Genomic DNA, 19,113 nt, shown 5'->3' on the forward strand with positions numbered 1-19,113 from the left:
ATTTTTTGAATTTGTTTTGTTTAATTATTAAAATTGAAGTAATGTGTTTCCACAAAATTGTACGGAGAGAGGGAGTCGAACCCTCAATTTCTTGAGCCTAAATCAAGTGCGTCTGCCAGTTCCGCCATCTCCATAGGTTTTGGTCTATAAATAATTTTTCAATTTACTTTGACCATTTAAAAATTTGCTGATTCATCAGGACTCGAACCTGAACTCCAAGAATCAAAATCTTGTATGCTGACCAATTACATTATGAATCAATGATAAATGAAAAATGATAGATGATAAGTAATGGGTAATGAGTAATAGGTAATTTTTCCAATTAACTTACAATTCTACTTTTTTGAAGAAAGACAAAGCTTGTCATTATTTTTTTAGTTTGATATAAGAACTCCTGCGCTCGACAAACTTTATTTTTCTTCGGAACTAATCTCATTTTAGTTATTTGAGATGGTTATGGGATTTGAACCCACTCAGTTTTCACAACGGTGTTGCAGACCGCCCCGACTCTCCCACTTCGGCGAACCATCGTTTTTATTGGTAATAAGTAATGGGTAATAGGTAATTTTTCCAATTAACTTACAATTCTACTTTTTTGAAGAGAGACAAAGCTTGTCATTATTTTTTTAGTTTGATGTAAGAACTCCTGCGCTCGACAAACTTTTATTTTTCTTCGTAACTAATCTCATTTTAGTTATTTGAGATGGTTATGGGATTTGAACCCACTCAGTTTTCACAACGGTATTGCAGACCGCCCCGACTCTCCCACTTCGGCGAACCATCAGATTTTATGAGTAATCAATAATGGGTAATGAGTAATTTTCACCATATTGATTATTTTTTTATTTTAATTTTAATTAAAAAATAAAGCCTGTCTTATTTTTTTGTTTGATATAAGAACTTCTGCGCTTTGACAAACTTTATTTTCACCTAAAAAATTTATATTATATTTAAAAATCCCATCTTCTCCATCAATTAATTTTTAATTTTTTGAGTTAAGAAAAAGCCTGTCTATATTGTGTTTTTGGCTTAAAGATCTTCTGCGCTTGACAAACTTTTTCTCTTCTCTTTTGAAACAATTAACATTTAGTTATTTGCGATTCAGGAAAGGCTCGAACTTTCAACTTCTGGTTTAACAGACCAGCGCTCTACCATTGAGCTACAGAATCATTTAGTAATTTCGGAAGACTCGAACCTTCAACTTTCGGCTTATGAAACCGATACTCTAACCCATTGAGCTACGAAATCATTTATACTCCATAAGGGAATCGAAACCTTATTTACTGCTCGAAAGGCAGCCGTCCTAAACCATTAGACGAATGGAGCAAATTGTCTGGAAAGCAAGATTGTTCTTTCCTTTTTATTATTTTCTAAAGGAATTCACGAATGCTTCGCATTTCGAACTTGCGACCTCCCGCGTCCAGGACGGGTAAGCAACCACCGTTATCTTTCCAGTTTGCAGATTCACTTCAAAATTTCTTTTCCGAGAGACAGTCGGATCGGAAATTTTTCCGTGAATCTTTGCGGTCTATGCGAGAATCGAACTCGCAGTGCCTGAGCGACAGTCAGGAAGGTTAACCATTACCTCAATAGACCTTTTTTGTGATTCCGACAGGATTGTTCATGAATTTAATATTGTATGTATTGTATTCACGAATAATGCTTATTTCGAACCTGTAACCCTGGGTTTAGAAAACCCATGCTCTATCCAGTTAAGCTACGGAACCTTAGTAATCCCAGAAAGATTTGAACTTTCAACCCCTAGTTTAAAAGACTAGTGCTCTAACCATTTGAGCTATGAGATTCTATTTGTAATCTTATAAGGGCTCGAACCTTCAACCTTTGGTGTCGTAAACCAACGCTCTATCCAATTGAGCTATAAGATTATATTTTGTAATCCCAGAAGGGCTCGAACCTTCAACCTTCGGCGTATCAGACCGATGCTCCAACCAATTGAGCTATGAGATTTTCACTTTGGGTATCTCCGGGAATCGAACCCTGTTCTCCGGTTCCACAAACCGGTGCTTTACCAAATAAGCTAAAGAAACCATAAAAAAAGCGCCTCTTTTCGGGAGGCGCTTTATATATTTTGACGTGTCGCTACATTAGCTGACCCATTTATATAAGCACCTTTTATCCACAAATTCACTATCAAGAATACACACAAATCCCATCGGCTCCTGTCCGTGTCGTCTTGAATACTGATTAGATATGTTGTGTAATTGTTTCATTATATTCTTGTTGTTTAAAATTGTTTTTTTGAAAGATTAAAAACGTGTTGCTTTTAATTTTCGGTTGCAAAGTAAGTATGAAATTTTTTAACTCACAAATTTATTTTTCAATTAACTATTTGAAAACCAATCAATTAAATTTAATTTTTAGAATAGAGAATTTCTGTCCGTAATATTTTACAGATACCTAAATTACCTAAATGACTGTCTCTCATCGGGTTATTGATCACTCTTTATTTTCTTATTAATTGTTCATTGCTGAGTAAATTATTTTCACTTTTATGATTATTTTTTTTCATTCTAAATAATTTTGGTCTAAAAACACAAAAAACGCCTCGATCATCGGGGCGTTTCTGCAGTATTTTGATTAAATTTTTCTTGATTTACAGTAAAAAGTTTTCAAAGTAAGCACATTTCGCCTCATTCCACATCATATCTTCACATCCGAATAATCCCTTTATTGATGGGATATCGTATAGATTAACGCTGATATGTATTCTCTGTATTTTCATAATTTTACTGTCGCAAAGATAAATGTTTTTTTTAATTACCTGTAAGTATTTCAATTTTCAGCAACCTATATTCACCTGTTTTCACATTTTAATTTTCAATAGTAATCACAATATAACTGATAAATGTATTACCTTTAAACTCCCTGTAAATTATAACCGTATCTGCTATGATAGAGCATTATTCAATTGTCATTCATCCTCAGGATCAAGTCGTTGAACTTTTCAGATCTTTAAAGAATCAGTTAAAAAAGAAAGTCGGATCATTTGCAAGCTGTCATTCAGCTGCACATATAACAATATTGGAATTTGAGGGAAATGAAGAGCAATTAAAATATACAATAGAAAAATTAACGAGAATTGCCAGGAGAGAGGTCAGTTTTGATACCGTTTTTAATAAAATCGTCTCTTCTGAACAATCCAAATGTATCTTCGCCTTACCGGATAAAAATGGAAAAGAACATTTCAGAACTTTATTCAGCAGAATTCGAAAGGAAATCAAAGGAAACGGTAAAAAATCAAATGCTCATCTGAGTATCGGAAGAGAACTAAAAGCCGAACAATTGAAAAAATCACGAAAACTTTTTTCTGATTTGAAATTTGATTTTTACTGTGACACGATTGCGATAAGAAAATTCAATAAAAATATAAAACAGTTTGAAATAATAAAAGTTCTTTCCCTGTCAGGTAAACATCCTGTAAAAAGATATCAGCAATTATCTTTCGACTTTTGACATCACTTTATCACAACTTGTGGGGCATCCTGATCATCCAGGCGGTATCGTACCATTGCAGTAATTTCAGGCAACCCTCTTATAAATTTTGACTTCAGGTTTTTAAACACTAAATTTGGGGCGTTGATATCAAAAAATCCTACATACAGAAGCAAGACGTTCCTCCGATTTATATCGGTGTTTCTGCTGTTTGTTTTTGTGCAGGCCAACCTTATTAAAGTTTTTCATCAACACAATTCCGAAAACGAAACGACATCAAAAGTTGATTTTATCAAAGATTCAGGTCATCTTCAGTTAAAGCCTTTAGCTGAAAAATGTGACCTCTGTAATTTTATCAAATACCAGCCACACGATTTCCTGGCAGAAAAAATTCATGAAATCTGCATTCTTAAGCTGAAAAAAAACGCTTCAAAATCCTTATTTATTACTGGTGAAAGCCGTGCATATCTTCTTTCGTGCACCAATAAAGGTCCACCTTCTCTATCGATCTGATTAACAATCAAACGTTTTTATATTAATTAAATTACAGCTCTTTCTTCAGGATAGAGCCCTCATCCATTTATACCAACTATGTTACAAACTGTTTCACTTACCAAAAGTTACGGTGCTCATCTGGCGCTTAATCAATTGAATTTACAAGTAAATCCGGGCGAAGTATACTGTCTTCTCGGTCAGAACGGTGCAGGGAAAACCACAACGATCAATCTTATTTTAGGTTTTCTGGAACCAAGTTCAGGAGAAATTTTACTCAATCATAAAAATCTGAATACCATAAAAGGCGACCGGAGAAAAGACATTGCCTATATTCCTGAAGTGGTCATGTTGTATGGAAATCTTACAGCAGCCGAAAACCTGAGCTATTTCTCAAAACTGGCCGGATTCAATTTTACCAAAGATCAGCTTGAAGATTTTTTAAATCAATGTGGCTTACAGACTGATGCGCACTATAAAAAACTGAGTGGTTTCAGCAAAGGGATGCGCCAGAAAGTAGGAATTGCAATAGCCATTGCAAAAGACGCCCGGTTAATTCTGATGGATGAACCCACCAGCGGACTGGATCCTAAGGCCACCGAAGAATTTACCATTCTCGTCAAACAGCTGGCTGATTCAGGAAAATCTGTTCTGATGGCAACGCATGATATTTTCAATGCGGTCAATGTCGGCACGCACATCGGAATTATGAAGCGGGGCGAGCTGATCCACACATTAAAAGCTGACGAAATCAGTGCAGCAGATTTGCAGAAGCTGTATCTGCAGACCATCTGAATCAGTTAGGATTTTTTAATTAATTATAATCAAATGTCAAATAACATATTAATTATAGCCAGACAGACTTTCAGGATGGCATATTCAAATAAGGCAACTTCTGCTTTTGCTGTTTTACTCAGCTTTTCGCTGATTCTGGCAACATTTATCGGCTGGAAAAACTATAAAGTTCAGAACGAACACAGGCTTCAATATAAAAAGGAGGTCAGAAAGCAATGGCTGGCAAATCCAGACAAACACCCACACAGGATGGCACATTACGGTTATCTTGCCTTCAGGGAAAAACACGAACTCAGCTTTTTTGATTTCGGAATCGAAAGTTTTGCAGGAGTTTCAATATTTCTGGAAGCCCATAAACAGAACAGTGTCAACTTCAGTGAAGCAAGCTTTTCCAACGGAATGCTCCGCTTTGGTGAACTGAGCGTAGCTATGGTTTTACAGATCCTTTTTCCACTGCTCATTATCTTTGTGGGTTACAACTGCATTTCGGCAGAACGGGAATCAGGAACCCTGAAAATTCTTCTTTGCCAGAATACGACATGGAAAGATCTTCTCTGGGGAAAAACCTTAGGACTTCTTTCTCTCTCCCTTTCTATTTTTATTCCTCTGCTGATCCTGACGATTGTTTTATGGGGAATTTTAAGCAGCTGGCAGCTTTCAGGAGATTCTGTGATGAGACTTTTCCTTCTGACCGGGGGCTATATCATTTATTTTTTTGTTATTTCTGCAGTTACTGCTTTAGTCTCCGCTGTGTCATCAGGATCGAGACCTTCTTTGACAGGCTTACTCGCTTCATGGATCTTTTTTATTGTCATTATGCCGAGGGTAACACAATCCGTCGGAACTCAAATTTATCCCTCGCCTTCGAAGATTTCTTTTTTGGCAGATATTGCTGAAGATGTCAATAAACAGGGGGACAGCCATAATCCTGATGATCCTCATTATGCAAAAATTAAAGATTCTTTACTGAAAAAATATCATGTGGATGACGTGAAAAAACTTCCTTTCAACTACGGTGGCTTTATCATGGCGGAAGGTGAAAAAATCACCTCTCATATTTACAGCAGACATCAGAAAAATCTCAATCAGACCTTTGAGAATCAAAACAGCATCACCGAGTTAGCCGCTTTCATGAATCCTTATATTGCTTTAAAGGAAGTGTCTATGATTCTGACCGCATCAGATTACCGTACGTACACTGATTTCCAGAATCAGGCAGAACAATACCGGTATGGCCTGGCTCAAAAAATGAACCAGCTGCAGATTGAACACATCAGCAACGAAAAACCCGGCGAACATGAGAAACCACACATAATCAGCCGAAGCAACTGGGCTTCGCAGAAAGATTTTGAATATCATTTCACTAAAATAAGTGAAGCTGTCTGTACAAACCCGACAGCCTTCTTAGCTCTGTTTTTCTGGCTGATCGCAAGCATTTCCGGTATTCAAATTTCTGTAAAACGTATAAAGACCATTTAAGATGAAACAGAACCTTTTTTTATTTGAACTCAAAATATTTTTCCGCAATACCTCTTCGATCACCGCTATTCTCATTTTGTTTGTTGCAGGATGTACAGGTTTATATTTCGGGAAGAATTTTACAGAACGTCAGGAAGATGTTATTCAGAAAGCAGTAACACTTCAAAAAGAAAATACGGAAAAAAATTACGATCATTTTGGTGATGATACCGGCCTGTTCTTTTATCATAATAAATTTTCGTCAGCTCATACTCCCAATAAATGGGCCGCTTTTTCAAACGGACAGAGAGATATTAATCCTTATCTGATTTCGGTGACCATGCTGGGACTGGAAGGACAGATCTATGATACGGACATTGCCAATCCTTCAAGCTTACTGATGGGAAATATCGATCTGGGATTTGTTTTTATTTTTCTTTTCCCTCTGGTGATTATTGCACTTTGCTATAATATTCTTTCGTCGCAACAGGAAAACGGAATATGGATCTTACTTAGGTCTCAGACCTCAAATCCTTTTCTGGTGATCCTGAAAAAACTGCTCGTGAGAGTTGTGATAATTTTTACGGTGGCAGCTTTGCTGATGATCGTGGCGTTATTTTATCTGAACCTGAATTTAGATTTAATTTTCTTTTCTGTTTCCGGCTTAATTCTGCTGTATCTCACGTTTTGGTTTTCTGCTGTATTTTTCATTATTTCACTAGGAAAGAACTCAAATTTCAATGCCTCCTCCCTTATTGGTTTGTGGGTTATGCTTGCGATTGTAGTTCCTGCTTCGCTCAATCTTTACCTGTCTGCAAAATATCCTGTTCCTGAAGCTTTAAAACATGTGATGGATCAGCGGCAGGGCTACCACGAAAAATGGGATCTTCCAAAGAATGTAACGATGGATCCGTTTTTTAAGCATTATCCCCAACTGAAACAATTTGCCTTTGATGAAAAGAAGACATTTTCCTGGTTCTGGTATTACGGAATGCAGCAAATGGGAGATGACCAGGCTTCTGAAAGCAGAAAAGCGCTGGAACAGAAACTTGAAGACCGTCAGAAGTATGCATCTGTTGCCGCTTTATTTTTTCCGACTGTGCAGGCACAGCTTTCTGTAGATGCTCTGTCAGGAACAGATCTGCAATCACATCTGGATTTTCAGAATTTTGTAAGAGAGTATCATGAAAAAGTGAGACTTCATTTTTATCCCTATATCTTTAAAGATGAAAAAGTTCCTTTACATGAAGTAGAAAAATTTGGATTAAAGCATTACAGTGCTCAGGTTTCATTTTTAAAAATGGGATCAGTTTTATCTCTATTCTTTCTCAGCCTGATCCTCATGATCGGAGGAATATTGATTTCCAGAAAAACAATCCGGTAACAGTTAAGAGTTTTATGGAAGAAAATAACTTTTCACCTACATAGTATATAGTGCATTTAAAAACCATCATGCATTATTAATTTTTTGATTATCTCATTTTAATCAAATCTTATAAATGAAAAAATCCACCGTATATAATAAGTAGGGTGGATTTGTATTTACCTTTAATAAGAGTCCGCAGATTAATTTTTCTTCCTAATATTTTTCTATTTGTTTTTTTCTGCTATTTATCAGATAATTTGCTCTGTCATTTATTACTTGAGGATTATTTGTATATGCATAATTTAATAAATTATGAACAGAACAAGTTAACGATGCTTCATCTATTGAGCTTTCGTAAACTTTTTTCCGGATATTATCTATAAGCTTTTGTAAGTCTGCATCTTGCGTCTTTCCCTCTTCCACATAGAGCTTTAACTCATATGCCCTTTTAAATTTATATTTGGCTCCGAGACTTCTGGCCTCATCTTCATCTAACCATAATTCATATCCAACTTTTTTCCATGAAAAAGTTATTCTAGAAAATGCTTTACGAGTTAATGTCCAATCATTAAATTCATTGATCAAAGCTACATTCAGTGAATCTTCATAAGTTTGAATGGATGATCTTATAAAACGATAACGATTAATTGTCTCATTGAAATTTTTAGAAGACATTTTGATATTAAAGTTCTCATCGAGATTTTTATATCTTCTTGTAATAAACTCTTTATTAGAAATATTTTGAATCTGAGCATTCCAAAAATTTAACTGGAACAAAGCAAAAGAAAAAAAAATTAGTTTAATCATAAATAAACTTCCATATTGGTTTGATAATCTACGTCAGATTTAGGATAGGCAACACAAGTAAGGATGAACCCTCTGTCAATTTGATCGTGATTAAGAAACTGCTGTTGTGACTGATCAACTAATCCTGAAAATAATTTACCCGCACAACTCGAACATTTACCTGCTCTGCAAGAGTATGGCAGATCATAACCATGTTCTTCTGCCCCTTCCAAAAGAGTTATATTTTCTTTTTGATGGTATGTATGTGTACCATTTGTTGGATGCCATATCTGAACACGATAGTTTTTTGCAGCAGCACTTTTACCTGTTAATGCATTAGGCTTATTCATTTCTAAGAATTTCTTCCGGTCAATTAAATTTGTTCTAAATAAATCAACAGAACCATCTAATAGAAGTATTCTGTTTTTAGATTTTTCACTTAAAGGTGTTTTAAAAGAAAATTCTTTTTCAACATCATCAAATGTTAAAACACTTTTAGAATTATCTAAATCATTTGTACACGACTGAGCCGAAATTAAAAGATAAAAAAGAGCTATAATACTTGTCTTTGTGTTCATAATATTAATATAAATTTTATTTTTTATGATTAATTTTCACAAATATAATATTAATTTATTTTCTCCCAGTCTCTTCAATTTTTGAAATTCTTCTTTATTTCATCCCTAAAACAAATTAAATTAACACATAATGCATTATTAAATTATATCTACATATTAATATCAGTCATTCTTTTTTTTACCACAAAAACATTAATAAATATAAAGTATTGAAGCCATCAAATTTGTATAATTGTTTTCTTATTTAACCTCAGTTCGGGATAAGGTTGTATAAAACGCAAAGCTAAACAAAAATATTAATCACATGATTTTCAGATATTTAGAATACACAAAGACGTAAAACTCATCAAGGTAATACAAACTCCTGTATCGCTTTGATGAACGAGGTTGCATTGTTTAACCTGAAAGCGTTTCAAAAAAGTAGTATTTCTTTGTTTTTCTTTACAATAAAATAACATTATTTTGAAAATTAATTATTTAAAAAATTGTTTATCCCGGACTCAGGTTATTTAATAAAGTTGTAAGTTTCGTAAATATTCTCCGGATGAAAGTAATAAATTCGTCTTTTAGAAATATTTTAGAGTAGTTGTTCTTGTACTATCACATATTCGATAACTGATGTTTGAATCTACTGATCAATATTCTGCGAAGACACTACTTCAATAATTTCTAAATCAGACAATTTGGAGTAATAGTTCTGACCTGAAATTTTTCAAATAAATCAGTTTTTTCAATTCTTTAAAATGAAATAATATTTTATTAAACTGATAACCAATTTATAATAGATGATTTCAGTATTAGTAACCTTTTTCTGTATAAGAACTATCTGGAACTAACTCCTAAACATCCTGTTTCTTCCCGTTCTATATCGCGAAATATCTTTTAAAATAACCTCATCCGCCGGATTAAAATGTTTCAATTCGTTGATGATGGAAGAGTGTTTTTCTGCATTTTCAGCAATGATTTCGTACGCAATATTTCTGGTTGTATCACGCAGTTCCGGATTTTTCTTAAATTCATGCTTGATTGCTTCCAGATAAATTAATTTCTTTTCTGAAGGAGTGTCCTGATATAGAGTCTGAATTTTATCTTTCAAAACGTCTACATTACTGATATTTACAAAATAATTATTCAGACAGTTGAAAGCATCTTTATTTTCTTCCCAGCCCTTCAGTAAAATTTTCTGAGCTTCTCCGGGAACATTCATCTTTTTGCGGTAAATCAGGGAAGCCTTTACCATCTGACTGTTGCTGACATAATCATCAACCACCATCTGATAATAGGAATCAGCAGATTTACTATCATTTAATTCTTTATAAAGATCACCCACTTTTTCTTTCTGCTGCAGCTCTCTGTATAAGTCAATTGCCTTTGTGTACTGCTTTGCTTTTTCATAACATTGGGCAGCTTCCGGCTTATTATTGAGTTTTTTCAGATAAATTACTGCGGCTTCATTATAAAGACCTCCGTCTTCAAGTGTTTTGGCACCTCGATAGTTGTCCTGAAGCAGATTCATGTAAACTTTTGCAGCTTTACGGTAATCTTTTTCATCAATGTATTTCTGGGCTAAATCTTCATATTTATTCCGGATCCTGTCAAAGAGTGAATTTTCTAAATAAAAGCTTCCGTCAGCTTTTCTTCTTCGTCCCTGATTCTGATTTTGCTCTTTGTTTTTCATGAAAATGACAACCAGAAAAACGATGATGATCGCAACCAAAAAGATCAAGAGATTACCCATCACTGACCAAAATGTTTTTTCGTACAGTTCAGCAAAAACTGCAATGATTTTGAGAAAAGCCAGGACAAACAAAGCTCTCAAAAATTTATCGGTAAATTTCTGTTTATTCATCGTCTTCAGATTTTAAAATGGTTTTATCTTCTCTGAATAACCTGTTCAACAGTATAATCACAACTATAATTAAAATCCAGACAAACCAGTTGTATCCAAACATTTCAATCAGCGGATAAAATAAGTACACCATCATCCCAAAAAGCACAGCCATCAGGAAAATTTTGATTCCTGCGGGAAGATTTTCTCCTCCGATATTCATTTTCTTCTTTTGAAATATCATTGAAAACAAGCCTACAGCGCCGATAAGCAGGACAACCAACCAAAATATTTCTGAGAAAGAAATGTTTTGTGACTTATCCGCTTTCTGTTGATCTCCATCGATCATTACGACAGGATTGTTATCAGGCTTTGCAGGCGGCTCAATGGTTCCGTAGCGTTTTCCCAAGGAATCAGCCATCAGAATCTGTTTCTTATTGAGCACCCTTTCTACAACCCCTTTTTCTGCAGGGATTCCATTGCCTTTTTTCTTCATTGAATCTGAAATTTTCCGGCGGAGGTTTTCAGAATTTTCACTGATAACTTTTACAATTTTTTTGTTATAAACCCTTTTCAGTGAGTCTTTGGATGTCGCAATATTATTTTTTAAAGAATCAATTTCTTCAGCAATTTCAGGTAACGGCCTTCCGCCTTTTTTAAGATAATCTTTGTATTCCTGTGATTTTTCAGAAGAAAAAGGAATTACTGCCTTCTTATAATCTTCAGAAACCTTTTTTCTTTCTTTTCGGTAAATGGAATCGATTTTCAAATCAATTTCTGTGATGCCTGATTCAAAAGATAAAGTTTTTGGAAGCCTGGATTTATCATTAGAAACTGTTCCGGAAGGAGATTCTCTATATTTCGGTTCGTCTTTAGCGAACTGAAATCCAATTCTGGCTAAGGCAATCAAAAGTACAAAGATCCAAAATACCCAACGGTAATTCTTTGAACCGGAACTTCCGCTTCCATCAGATGGGCCGATTCCCATTCCACTAAAAATGTTATTCCACCAATTATGACCGAATTGAAATTTTCCAAAACCGTCACCTCTTGAAGTTCCCATAATATCCAGAGGAACCCCAAGCTGCAAAGCTCTTTCAGGATATTTATCGATATATTTTAAATATTTTTCAAACTCTTTTTTATTTCCTGCCATTACTTTTTTCAGGTCGAAAGGAAGGTTTTTCATCCATTCTTCTTCCGTTTCAGGCTTTTGCAGAGATTCGAGAATTTTCTCTTCGCTGATTTCAACGGTAAAGCTTTGAATATCCTGAGGAATTTTCACTCCATTTGAGGGTGTTCTTACCTGATCCGGACTTTGTACCGAGTTTTGAATCAATGAGATCCAGTCTATTTCTTCCGTCAGTCTTACCAAACCAAAATCGGGATGCATCACAATGAATTCAGAGCTAATGCTTTGCAGATCTTCAGGATTTATCTTAGGATATAAAATGGTATTCTCAGGGATACCTATTTTGTCTTCAACAATTTGGAAGTATATATTTCTGCCAATTTCCGAAGGTGCAGTGGATTTAAAAATCAAAAAACATCCATACAACCCATTCGGTTCTTGTGATGGAATAGCAAAAGAATGAATTTCACCGACATCTATGCCTAAAATTTCCATTTCATAAAGCCATAAGACGGGTGAAGAACCTTTAATTAAAAGTCCTTTTTTAGGATAACTGTTTTTCGGAAAAGGTTTAATCCTCAGTTCCATATTCTACAATTTGATGAATAAATGGTTCGAGATAGGCAGATTCCATCTGATTTACGGTCTTGATCTTTAAAAGCGTGGTCTCGGGTAAGTAATATTCTGAACCGCCAAATTCCGTATCACTTGCGATCGCTAAGAAACCGTCAGTTGTAGTGGAAATATAAAAAACAGGAACAAAAGCATTAGCACTTTTAAAAGTTAATATCCCCCGAGAATCAGCAATAATTTCACTTCCTTCAGAAAAAATAAATTTATTTTTTATTTTTTTACTGTAAGCTAACATTTCATCTTTATTTCTGTAGAGCCTAAGCGAGCTTTCATCCGTCTTTTGCAATTCAAACTTAGAAATTACTACACTAAAAGACCTGTTAATTCCCATTTGATGATAATTACGCAAAATCTTATCATCATTGTAAGTAAATAACCTTTTTAATTCAATGGCTACTTTGTAATGATTTTTTTTAATATCTCTGTTGTTCAATACACTTTCGCACGAAATAACACCATCAATATTGATCTCTTCGATCCTTTCTGCATTTTCACTCCACAGATAAAATTTTTGATTAAAGTAAGTTAATCTTAAATCGGATGAAGATACAACTGTGCTTACCTTCGTTTCAGAATATTCTCCGGTGTTTAAATTTAATTTTGAAATCAGCCGCTTATCGGGCTGATACTGACACAAAATATAATGCAGTTGGCGGTTTTTCGCCAATTCGAACTGTCCTGTAGGTTTTACTGAAATATTTTCAAAAAGAACTTCGCAGCCACGGTGTGTCCTGTACTGATCGTAATAATTTTTATTGTAATAATTGTCGGAAAGATAGGTTTTCAAAAGCTGTTTTTTGGAACTCAGAATAAGAAATTCCCCTTCCAGCAGAAAACTCTCAATCTTATTCGCCGGCATTGGAAATAACAGAGGATAATTTAGCGGAACCTCTGTTTTGCTTCCTGAAGAATCTGACGTTTGATTCTGTTTCTGTTTATTCTTTGGCGGATTTGCCCATAATTCTTTTAATGGAAGCTGAATTTTCTTAATGTGTTTTCTTGTTCCTTTATGATGCTTGTAAAAATTCAGCTCGCCCTCAGAAGAAGTCGCAACCAAAAATTTCAACCGGTCTCTGTTTTCATGAATGACTTTCTGAAGATTCTGACTGTTTAAATTTTCCTGATGGGTAATGAAAAATACTTCCAGGTCCTTTTGGGTATGCTCATCATTAAAAAAATTTTCAAGAGCATGAGAAACTTCCAGAACCGGACTTACCTGATTAAGGTTTTCAATCACGTCCTCAACTTTATCCAGATTAATGGGAATGGCAGTCTGTCCCAATGCAAAAACTTTGCATTCAGAATGAGCCTTTGGATGTTTAATGACTGCAACTGCTGATGCAAATGCCAGAAGTTTTGGCGTTCCCCAGTTTTTCAGGGAAGTATCAATCAGAATAACCCTTTCGAAAACATTTTCTTCGGGCGGAATTTCCCGCTGAATATACAGAGCTTCATTATTTGCCACCCGGTTCATGAAAACCTCCTCTTCATTGGCAAATTCAGACAAAAGCATTCTGCTGAAATCGCCTTTATTGGTCATATCCGAAATACCCCCAACAGGCTGTTCACCGGGAGACAAATGCCGCATCGGGATTTTCAGCCCGCTCCAGATTCTTTTGATCAGGCTTCCTACCTGAAACGTTTTCGGCTCTTCTACCAACTCCTGAATGAAATCTCTGTGAGCTTCAAGGGTGGTTTCTTCTTCAACAGCGTCATCCTCCAGGTCAGGAGTATCAGTGAAACCCTGCATTGCTTCAATGATTGATTCTGTCGTTGGAAATTTTCTGTCAGCATACGCTAAAGCTTTTATATCTTTACTAAAAATCTCATTATTAAAGTCTTTCTTATCAGCACTTTCTGCTAAAAGATGCGGAATTCTACGATACCTTCTGTATAATATTTCGGAATTCTGAACAGATAATGAAACGCTGTTATCTGTAAAAACAGTTTGGATCAACGCCAGCCTGCTTTGTCCTGTTTTATAACTTTTGCCTAAGTTCTCAAGCTTTGTCAGAAAAGAAACTGCATCAGAAAACAACTGTTCTGTCTGTTCGCGAACCACATAGATTTTAAGCTCATCCAGTAATTTTTGCATTTGTGTATATCCGTCCTGCGTTGCATAAAGAACCAATAGTAATGCACCAAGCGGAGGCCAACCCTGAAGCTGCAGCTCTTTCAGAATTTCGATGAGATACACTCTGTAAACAACGGTAGAGCCTACTTTTGGAAAATATATTACATTATTTATGGAATACGCTGAACTGTCTGACACATCATGGTCAGTACTCCATTCCCAGAAGTAATCCCTGTAAGATTGAAAATAATCTTTTAAATCCATTCTTTTGATTTTTCAGTCAGGCGAAATGAGCTTAAGGACAATGTTTTGAAATCCTCTTTATGAAGATGCAAAACACTTCCGTCTTCATTCCATAAAAGCCATTTTTCACGGGTTGCATTATATTTTCTCTGAAGCAGAGAGCTCATATTTTTGTACTCAAAATCAAAACCCGCCGGCAAAAGATGCCCGTCTTTGCTCCAATATGTTTTTCCGGGAAAACTCAGTAAAGGCGTACCCATGATTAATGCTTTGTCATTTATTACAACCCAATCCAGCCTTTCCAGTTTGAATTTCGGCAGGGCAGCAATTTGTTCTTTAATGTCAGCAATGGAACATAACAAAGCAGTTGCAGTCTTCTCCTCTTCGCTCATTTTTAATTTAACTTCAACTTTTTCATCAATTCCGAAAAAATTATTATTAGAAATAGGAAAAGTCAGTTTCAGTGCTTTATCAATGGTTATCCAGAGCAATGCCGTCCTTACCTTTTTAGAAGGAACCAACGCTGCTATTTTAAACAAAAGCCCATTTCTCAATTCATATAAAACGAAATTTGGCAGGACTTTGATTTTCGGCGACAGAGCCTGTTCTTCGGTAAAACCTTTTAACCAGATGACTTCATCTTCCATTGCGATATGAACATTTTTCCAATCCCGGACTGAACCTAAAAAATCTTCATCCGTACGGGGAAGTTCTGCCCAAAATTCTTTTATGTGGTATGAAGAATCTTCTTCCATAAACTTTCTATTTCCTGTTGGATGTATTTTTTTTGCTCAGGGTTGCCCACCCAGTCGCAGCGGGTCTGAAGGTATCTTAATTTATCTTTGATCACATTTTGTTCTTCAAAACCCGGGCTGCCGCTTTCCCACTGACCGATCAGAATTTTCACGTCTTTCATTAATTCTTCAGGATTCGGAGCTTTATTCTGCAATGCCTGCGGATGAGATTTCGGATGGTCATCTTTTTCAATCGTTCGGTTGATAATTCCTTCTAGAATTTCGATCTGTTCTTCGGTATCCCAGATATGCTTTAAAACCCACAGATCCGAAAGAACAGCTTCATTTCTTCCGCAGATCAGGGCACTTGCGGCGATAAGATTCTGCAATTTAACGGCTCTACGGTCTGAAATTGCAATTCCCGTGTTTCTCAGGTTAATAACCGTATTTAAATAGACTTCATAGATTGGTTTTAAATCTACGGTTCTGCAAAGCTGCTGAAGTTCTTTAATTTCATGGGAAAGAACTTCAGGCGAGTCTGTTTCCTCATTATTTTCGAGTTTTCTTCCTGCCAAAAGTACCTGCTGAAGAAGATCGGGATTGACATTGTCTACATTGATTCTGATGAGAAAACGATCAAATAGTGCATTCAGTGCTTCATCCTCGGGAAGAACATTACTTGCTCCAACAAACATTAAGGCAGGGAGATGCTTTGTTTCTTTTCCTCTTTTAAAAATCTTTTCGTTCAAAGCGGTCAGCAGTGAATTGAGAATCGCAGAGTTGGCATTGAAAATTTCATCCAGAAAAACCATTGATGCCTCAGGCATCATTCCTTCTGTATTGGTTAAAAGCTCCCCTTCTTTCAGTTTCCGTATATCGAAAGGCCCGAAAATCTCATTGGGTTCAGTGAAACGTGTTAACAGATATTCAAAGTTCTTTCCGTCTTTTACTGTTTTGGCCAGAGTCCTGATGATCGCAGATTTAGCAGTCCCGGGAGGACCGTACAGAAACGCATTTTCTCTTGCCAGCAGACATATTCCGAGTAAATCGACAACATCATTTTTACCGACAAAAGTGTCTTTGACATAGGTAAGTACCATGTTTAATTTTTCTATATTTTGAATCATTGATTTTAATTAATTTTTAAACGCAAAGAGCGCAAAGATTTTTAATATTGTTCTGCCTATTTTTCGTCCAAAACCGCTTCTGACTTTGTCGAATCTGTGATTTTACTCAGCTACAAAATACAAAAAGATAAGCTTGATGACGCCCTTTAGGGATTTTGCCTTATCCACACTGAATATGACAGAGCTTATTTTATGCTTTCGCTATCTCAACTCCCTGGCTTTCATTATGAACTGCCTATTGTTTTTAGTTCCTTCCAGAAAACATCTTTATACATTCCAAATTCTGCAGTGAGCAATTGATGGATGTAGGGAACTTCTGCGAGACTGTATGCTTTCTTATCTACAATTCTTTCGAGATATAATTTTTGGTAAGTCTTGTCTTTTAATTCTTCTTCCCAATTGATATTTGCCAAATCCAAGTCATATCCAATTCCCGAATAATGAAATTGCTGTAAAATACTTTTCAGTATTTTGATTACCGGGTCTTCAGTATCTGCGTCGTTTAAAGCATAAATAATTTGTGGTAAAAACCTTAATGATAAATCCGCCGACAAAATTGAAGAAATATCTCGTATATTTTTATATAATGGAATCAATTGGTTTACATCTTTTGCCGTATTCTCTCTTATCAAATGCAGTTGTGCACTGTGATATAAAACTTTTGCCGCCCAAACCGCGGTATTCCGATCGCAGCTTATTTTATCGGAGAAGAATTCCAATCGCTCTTTTTCGAATTCGGATTCAAGATAATCTGCAGTATCCTGTTCTTCTTTTGGAGATATCCATTTAATTTCCGAAAAAATGGTTAGTGTTCCTTCTTTTCTAAGAAGAAACAAAGTGTCTAAAAATGGGAATCCGGTTTTCATCATCTAACAAAAATAGAAAATATTATTTGTGAAATATCAATTTTACGATGCAAGTTAATGGTTAATTAAAATAGACGAAAACATACAGGTATCCTAAAGTTACTTCACTCCTAATGGAATCCCTCCATCTTAGCCCCGATTGCAGTGAAAATCCTTTTTTTCAAAAAAGATTGAAACGGAAAGCAGGAAATTGCTCCAAAAAAATACGAACGTGGTTAATTGACCTTTCACTTTTCACATATTTATTATCTTTGCACCATTCAAAATAATATTATGAGTGTACACATCAGTGCGAAAAAAGGAGAAATAGCGAAAGTCGTATTACAACCGGGCGATCCGCTTCGTGCAAAATATATCGCTGAAAATTTTCTTGAAAATGCAAAACTGGTAAGCCAGACCAGAGGTATTTTTTATTATACAGGAATTTATAAAGGTAAAGAAATCACTGTAGGAGCAAGTGGAATGGGTTTCCCAAGCATCGGAATTTACTCTTTTGAACTGTACACAGAATATGAAGTTGACACTATTATAAGAATCGGAACTTGCGGCGGATATTCGGATAATGTGAAATTATTCGATATTCTTAATGTAGAAAACGCGGCCAGTGAAAGTACTTATGCAAAATATGCATGGGGATTCGAAGAAGAAGTTTTTTCTCATCAGGGAAATATTTTTGACTTCATCAATGAAACGGCTGAAGAATTATCTCTAAAAGCTAAAGCGACCAACATCCACAGCAGCGATATTTTTTACAGAAAAGATCCCGAAACTCCGGCAATCGCAACGAAATACAATTGTCCGGCAGTGGAAATGGAAGCTTTCGGTCTGTTTGCCAATGCTAAGCATTTAGGTAAAAATGCAGCGACTATTCTTACCGTTTCGGATATCATTCCGACCAAAGAATTTATTTCGGCAGACGAAAGAGAAAAAGCTTTAAAACCCATGATTGAATTGGCTTTGGAAGCAGCTTTGAAGGTGATTTAATAAAAATTAATTTATATAATTAAAAAGAGCTTTACAAATCTGTAGAGCTCTTTTTATATCCTGAAAAATTCCGGGTGGTTATTGAAAATAAATTTATGAGCGCAATGGATTCGAATATCGATGCAGTTGATCATTTTTTGTTTGTCTTGTCCCTGATTAAAAAATATCTCGTTACATATGCTCTTTTTATTGAATCGTTAAAAGATTTTTCTGAATAAAAGCTTCTGTAATCAGAAGAGGTCCAACCATACATTTCTCTGGTGATCTTTACCCAGATTAATTTCCGTCTTTTTCTTCTTTGCTTAAAGAATTTAATGGTTTCACTGAGATGATCTTCGATCTGTGATTTTTCTGTTCTTCTCCATTTTTTATTTCCATGCTTTTTTAAATAGGATCCGATTTTTCCCCGTTCGAAGTTTCTGAAAGTTCCCTTATTATAAATATTTTTCATCCTGTTAATTTTTTCTGATTAATTAGTGCTTTTTATGCATTGTTCATACGCATTCTCAGATACTATATAATTAAAAAATTTATATTTTAATTCTCCTTCATTAACAACATACG

The 19,113-nt window shown here is 35.3% G+C and carries 16 protein-coding genes and 13 tRNA genes; 6 read left to right on the forward strand and 23 right to left on the reverse strand.

The window, feature by feature from the left end:
* Positions 1-60 precede the first annotated feature (60 nt).
* The 14 genes from AC2A07_RS07115 to AC2A07_RS07180 form a co-directional block, all read right to left on the reverse strand.
* Positions 61-134: transfer RNA gene (locus AC2A07_RS07115), tRNA-Leu, on the reverse strand.
* Positions 135-187: 53 nt separating this feature from the next.
* Positions 188-260: transfer RNA gene (locus AC2A07_RS07120), tRNA-Gln, on the reverse strand.
* Between the two features lie 188 nt (positions 261-448).
* Positions 449-530, reverse strand: a tRNA-Cys gene (locus AC2A07_RS07125).
* Between the two features lie 171 nt (positions 531-701).
* A tRNA-Cys gene (locus tag AC2A07_RS07130) sits at positions 702-783 on the reverse strand.
* Positions 784-1,097: 314 nt separating this feature from the next.
* Positions 1,098-1,169, reverse strand: a tRNA-Asn gene (locus AC2A07_RS07135).
* Positions 1,170-1,175: 6 nt separating this feature from the next.
* Positions 1,176-1,248: transfer RNA gene (locus AC2A07_RS07140), tRNA-Met, on the reverse strand.
* Positions 1,249-1,253: 5 nt separating this feature from the next.
* Positions 1,254-1,326, reverse strand: a tRNA-Glu gene (locus AC2A07_RS07145).
* Between the two features lie 198 nt (positions 1,327-1,524).
* Positions 1,525-1,596: transfer RNA gene (locus AC2A07_RS07150), tRNA-Asp, on the reverse strand.
* 7 nt (positions 1,597-1,603) lie between these two features.
* Positions 1,604-1,727 (reverse strand) — tRNA-Arg (locus AC2A07_RS07155).
* A 4-nt stretch (positions 1,728-1,731) separates the two neighbouring features.
* Positions 1,732-1,805 (reverse strand) — tRNA-Lys (locus AC2A07_RS07160).
* Between the two features lie 7 nt (positions 1,806-1,812).
* Positions 1,813-1,886, reverse strand: a tRNA-Arg gene (locus AC2A07_RS07165).
* Positions 1,887-1,894: 8 nt separating this feature from the next.
* A tRNA-Ile gene (locus AC2A07_RS07170) sits at positions 1,895-1,968 on the reverse strand.
* 7 nt (positions 1,969-1,975) lie between these two features.
* Positions 1,976-2,043: transfer RNA gene (locus tag AC2A07_RS07175), tRNA-His, on the reverse strand.
* 571 nt (positions 2,044-2,614) lie between these two features.
* Positions 2,615-2,743, reverse strand: coding sequence for a penicillin-binding protein (locus tag AC2A07_RS07180; RefSeq protein WP_314494413.1), 129 nt, complete (start codon positions 2,741-2,743; stop codon positions 2,615-2,617).
* 167 nt (positions 2,744-2,910) lie between these two features.
* Here AC2A07_RS07180 and AC2A07_RS07185 point away from each other — a divergent pair, with 167 nt between their 5' ends.
* From AC2A07_RS07185 to AC2A07_RS07205, 5 genes are all read left to right on the forward strand, one after another.
* A complete protein-coding gene (locus tag AC2A07_RS07185; RefSeq protein ID WP_314494415.1) occupies positions 2,911-3,474 on the forward strand; it encodes a 2'-5' RNA ligase family protein in 564 nt (187 codons plus the stop codon).
* A 123-nt stretch (positions 3,475-3,597) separates the two neighbouring features.
* Positions 3,598-3,966 (forward strand): hypothetical protein, encoded by a 369-nt coding sequence (locus AC2A07_RS07190; protein ID WP_484049847.1) that lies wholly within the window; start codon positions 3,598-3,600, stop codon positions 3,964-3,966.
* Positions 3,967-4,044: 78 nt separating this feature from the next.
* The gene (locus AC2A07_RS07195) at positions 4,045-4,740 is read left to right on the forward strand and encodes an ABC transporter ATP-binding protein (RefSeq protein ID WP_484049848.1); all 696 of its coding nucleotides are present in this window, start codon (positions 4,045-4,047) and stop codon (positions 4,738-4,740) included.
* 33 nt (positions 4,741-4,773) lie between these two features.
* Positions 4,774-6,219, forward strand: a complete 1,446-nt coding sequence (locus AC2A07_RS07200; protein ID WP_484049849.1) for an ABC transporter permease — start codon at positions 4,774-4,776, stop codon at positions 6,217-6,219.
* 1 nt (position 6,220) lies between these two features.
* A complete protein-coding gene (locus AC2A07_RS07205; protein WP_484049850.1) occupies positions 6,221-7,582 on the forward strand; it encodes a DUF3526 domain-containing protein in 1,362 nt (453 codons plus the stop codon).
* 195 nt (positions 7,583-7,777) lie between these two features.
* Here AC2A07_RS07205 and AC2A07_RS07210 read toward each other — a convergent pair whose 3' ends face one another.
* From AC2A07_RS07210 to AC2A07_RS07245, 8 genes are all read right to left on the reverse strand, one after another.
* Positions 7,778-8,371 carry a hypothetical protein gene (locus AC2A07_RS07210; protein ID WP_484049851.1) on the reverse strand — a complete coding sequence of 198 codons (594 nt, stop codon included), beginning with the start codon at positions 8,369-8,371 and terminating at the stop codon, positions 7,778-7,780.
* The gene (locus AC2A07_RS07215; RefSeq protein ID WP_484049852.1) at positions 8,368-8,928 is read right to left on the reverse strand and encodes a 2Fe-2S iron-sulfur cluster-binding protein; all 561 of its coding nucleotides are present in this window, start codon (positions 8,926-8,928) and stop codon (positions 8,368-8,370) included. The genes AC2A07_RS07210 and AC2A07_RS07215 overlap by 4 nt, the downstream gene beginning before the upstream one ends.
* Positions 8,929-9,760: 832 nt before the next feature.
* Positions 9,761-10,777 carry a tetratricopeptide repeat protein gene (locus AC2A07_RS07220; RefSeq protein ID WP_484049853.1) on the reverse strand — a complete coding sequence of 339 codons (1,017 nt, stop codon included), beginning with the start codon at positions 10,775-10,777 and terminating at the stop codon, positions 9,761-9,763.
* Positions 10,770-12,476 carry an APC family permease gene (locus AC2A07_RS07225; RefSeq protein ID WP_484049854.1) on the reverse strand — a complete coding sequence of 569 codons (1,707 nt, stop codon included), beginning with the start codon at positions 12,474-12,476 and terminating at the stop codon, positions 10,770-10,772. The genes AC2A07_RS07220 and AC2A07_RS07225 overlap by 8 nt, the downstream gene beginning before the upstream one ends.
* Positions 12,460-14,859, reverse strand: coding sequence for a hypothetical protein (locus AC2A07_RS07230; RefSeq protein WP_484049855.1), 2,400 nt, complete (start codon positions 14,857-14,859; stop codon positions 12,460-12,462). The genes AC2A07_RS07225 and AC2A07_RS07230 overlap by 17 nt, the downstream gene beginning before the upstream one ends.
* Positions 14,850-15,593: a hypothetical protein gene (locus AC2A07_RS07235; RefSeq protein ID WP_484049856.1), complete on the reverse strand. Its 744-nt coding sequence runs from the start codon at positions 15,591-15,593 to the stop codon at positions 14,850-14,852. Before AC2A07_RS07235 ends, AC2A07_RS07230 begins: the two co-directional genes overlap by 10 nt.
* The gene (locus AC2A07_RS07240; protein WP_484049857.1) at positions 15,566-16,699 is read right to left on the reverse strand and encodes an AAA family ATPase; all 1,134 of its coding nucleotides are present in this window, start codon (positions 16,697-16,699) and stop codon (positions 15,566-15,568) included. Before AC2A07_RS07240 ends, AC2A07_RS07235 begins: the two co-directional genes overlap by 28 nt.
* Positions 16,700-16,923: 224 nt before the next feature.
* Entirely contained in the window at positions 16,924-17,568 is a 645-nt protein-coding gene (locus tag AC2A07_RS07245) for a hypothetical protein (protein WP_484049858.1), read from the reverse strand.
* 270 nt (positions 17,569-17,838) lie between these two features.
* On the opposite strand from AC2A07_RS07245, the gene deoD reads away from it, so the two are divergent.
* The gene (deoD, locus tag AC2A07_RS07250) at positions 17,839-18,549 is read left to right on the forward strand and encodes a purine-nucleoside phosphorylase (protein ID WP_484049859.1); all 711 of its coding nucleotides are present in this window, start codon (positions 17,839-17,841) and stop codon (positions 18,547-18,549) included.
* A 130-nt stretch (positions 18,550-18,679) separates the two neighbouring features.
* On the opposite strand, the gene AC2A07_RS07255 is transcribed toward deoD, so the two are convergent.
* The gene (locus AC2A07_RS07255) at positions 18,680-19,000 is read right to left on the reverse strand and encodes a hypothetical protein (RefSeq protein WP_484049860.1); all 321 of its coding nucleotides are present in this window, start codon (positions 18,998-19,000) and stop codon (positions 18,680-18,682) included.
* Positions 19,001-19,113 lie beyond the last annotated feature (113 nt).

It is taken from the genome of Chryseobacterium sp. HNCC26DJ238 (assembly GCF_057180465.1).

Excerpts from the sequence above, each read along its gene's own strand:
- AC2A07_RS07180 (WP_314494413.1), bottom strand. The coding sequence starts at position 2,743 with ATGAAAATACAGAGAATACATATCAGCGTTAATCTATACGATATCCCA.
- AC2A07_RS07185 (WP_314494415.1), top strand. The coding sequence starts at position 2,911 with ATGATAGAGCATTATTCAATTGTCATTCATCCTCAGGATCAAGTCGTT.
- AC2A07_RS07195 (WP_484049848.1), top strand. The coding sequence starts at position 4,045 with ATGTTACAAACTGTTTCACTTACCAAAAGTTACGGTGCTCATCTGGCG.
- AC2A07_RS07200 (WP_484049849.1), top strand. The coding sequence starts at position 4,774 with ATGTCAAATAACATATTAATTATAGCCAGACAGACTTTCAGGATGGCA.
- AC2A07_RS07205 (WP_484049850.1), top strand. The coding sequence starts at position 6,221 with ATGAAACAGAACCTTTTTTTATTTGAACTCAAAATATTTTTCCGCAAT.
- AC2A07_RS07210 (WP_484049851.1), bottom strand. The coding sequence starts at position 8,371 with ATGATTAAACTAATTTTTTTTTCTTTTGCTTTGTTCCAGTTAAATTTT.
- AC2A07_RS07215 (WP_484049852.1), bottom strand. The coding sequence starts at position 8,928 with ATGAACACAAAGACAAGTATTATAGCTCTTTTTTATCTTTTAATTTCG.
- AC2A07_RS07220 (WP_484049853.1), bottom strand. The coding sequence starts at position 10,777 with ATGAATAAACAGAAATTTACCGATAAATTTTTGAGAGCTTTGTTTGTC.
- AC2A07_RS07225 (WP_484049854.1), bottom strand. The coding sequence starts at position 12,476 with ATGGAACTGAGGATTAAACCTTTTCCGAAAAACAGTTATCCTAAAAAA.
- AC2A07_RS07230 (WP_484049855.1), bottom strand. The coding sequence starts at position 14,859 with ATGGATTTAAAAGATTATTTTCAATCTTACAGGGATTACTTCTGGGAA.
- AC2A07_RS07235 (WP_484049856.1), bottom strand. The coding sequence starts at position 15,593 with ATGGAAGAAGATTCTTCATACCACATAAAAGAATTTTGGGCAGAACTT.
- AC2A07_RS07240 (WP_484049857.1), bottom strand. The coding sequence starts at position 16,699 with ATGATTCAAAATATAGAAAAATTAAACATGGTACTTACCTATGTCAAA.
- AC2A07_RS07245 (WP_484049858.1), bottom strand. The coding sequence starts at position 17,568 with ATGATGAAAACCGGATTCCCATTTTTAGACACTTTGTTTCTTCTTAGA.
- deoD (WP_484049859.1), top strand. The coding sequence starts at position 17,839 with ATGAGTGTACACATCAGTGCGAAAAAAGGAGAAATAGCGAAAGTCGTA.
- AC2A07_RS07255 (WP_484049860.1), bottom strand. The coding sequence starts at position 19,000 with ATGAAAAATATTTATAATAAGGGAACTTTCAGAAACTTCGAACGGGGA.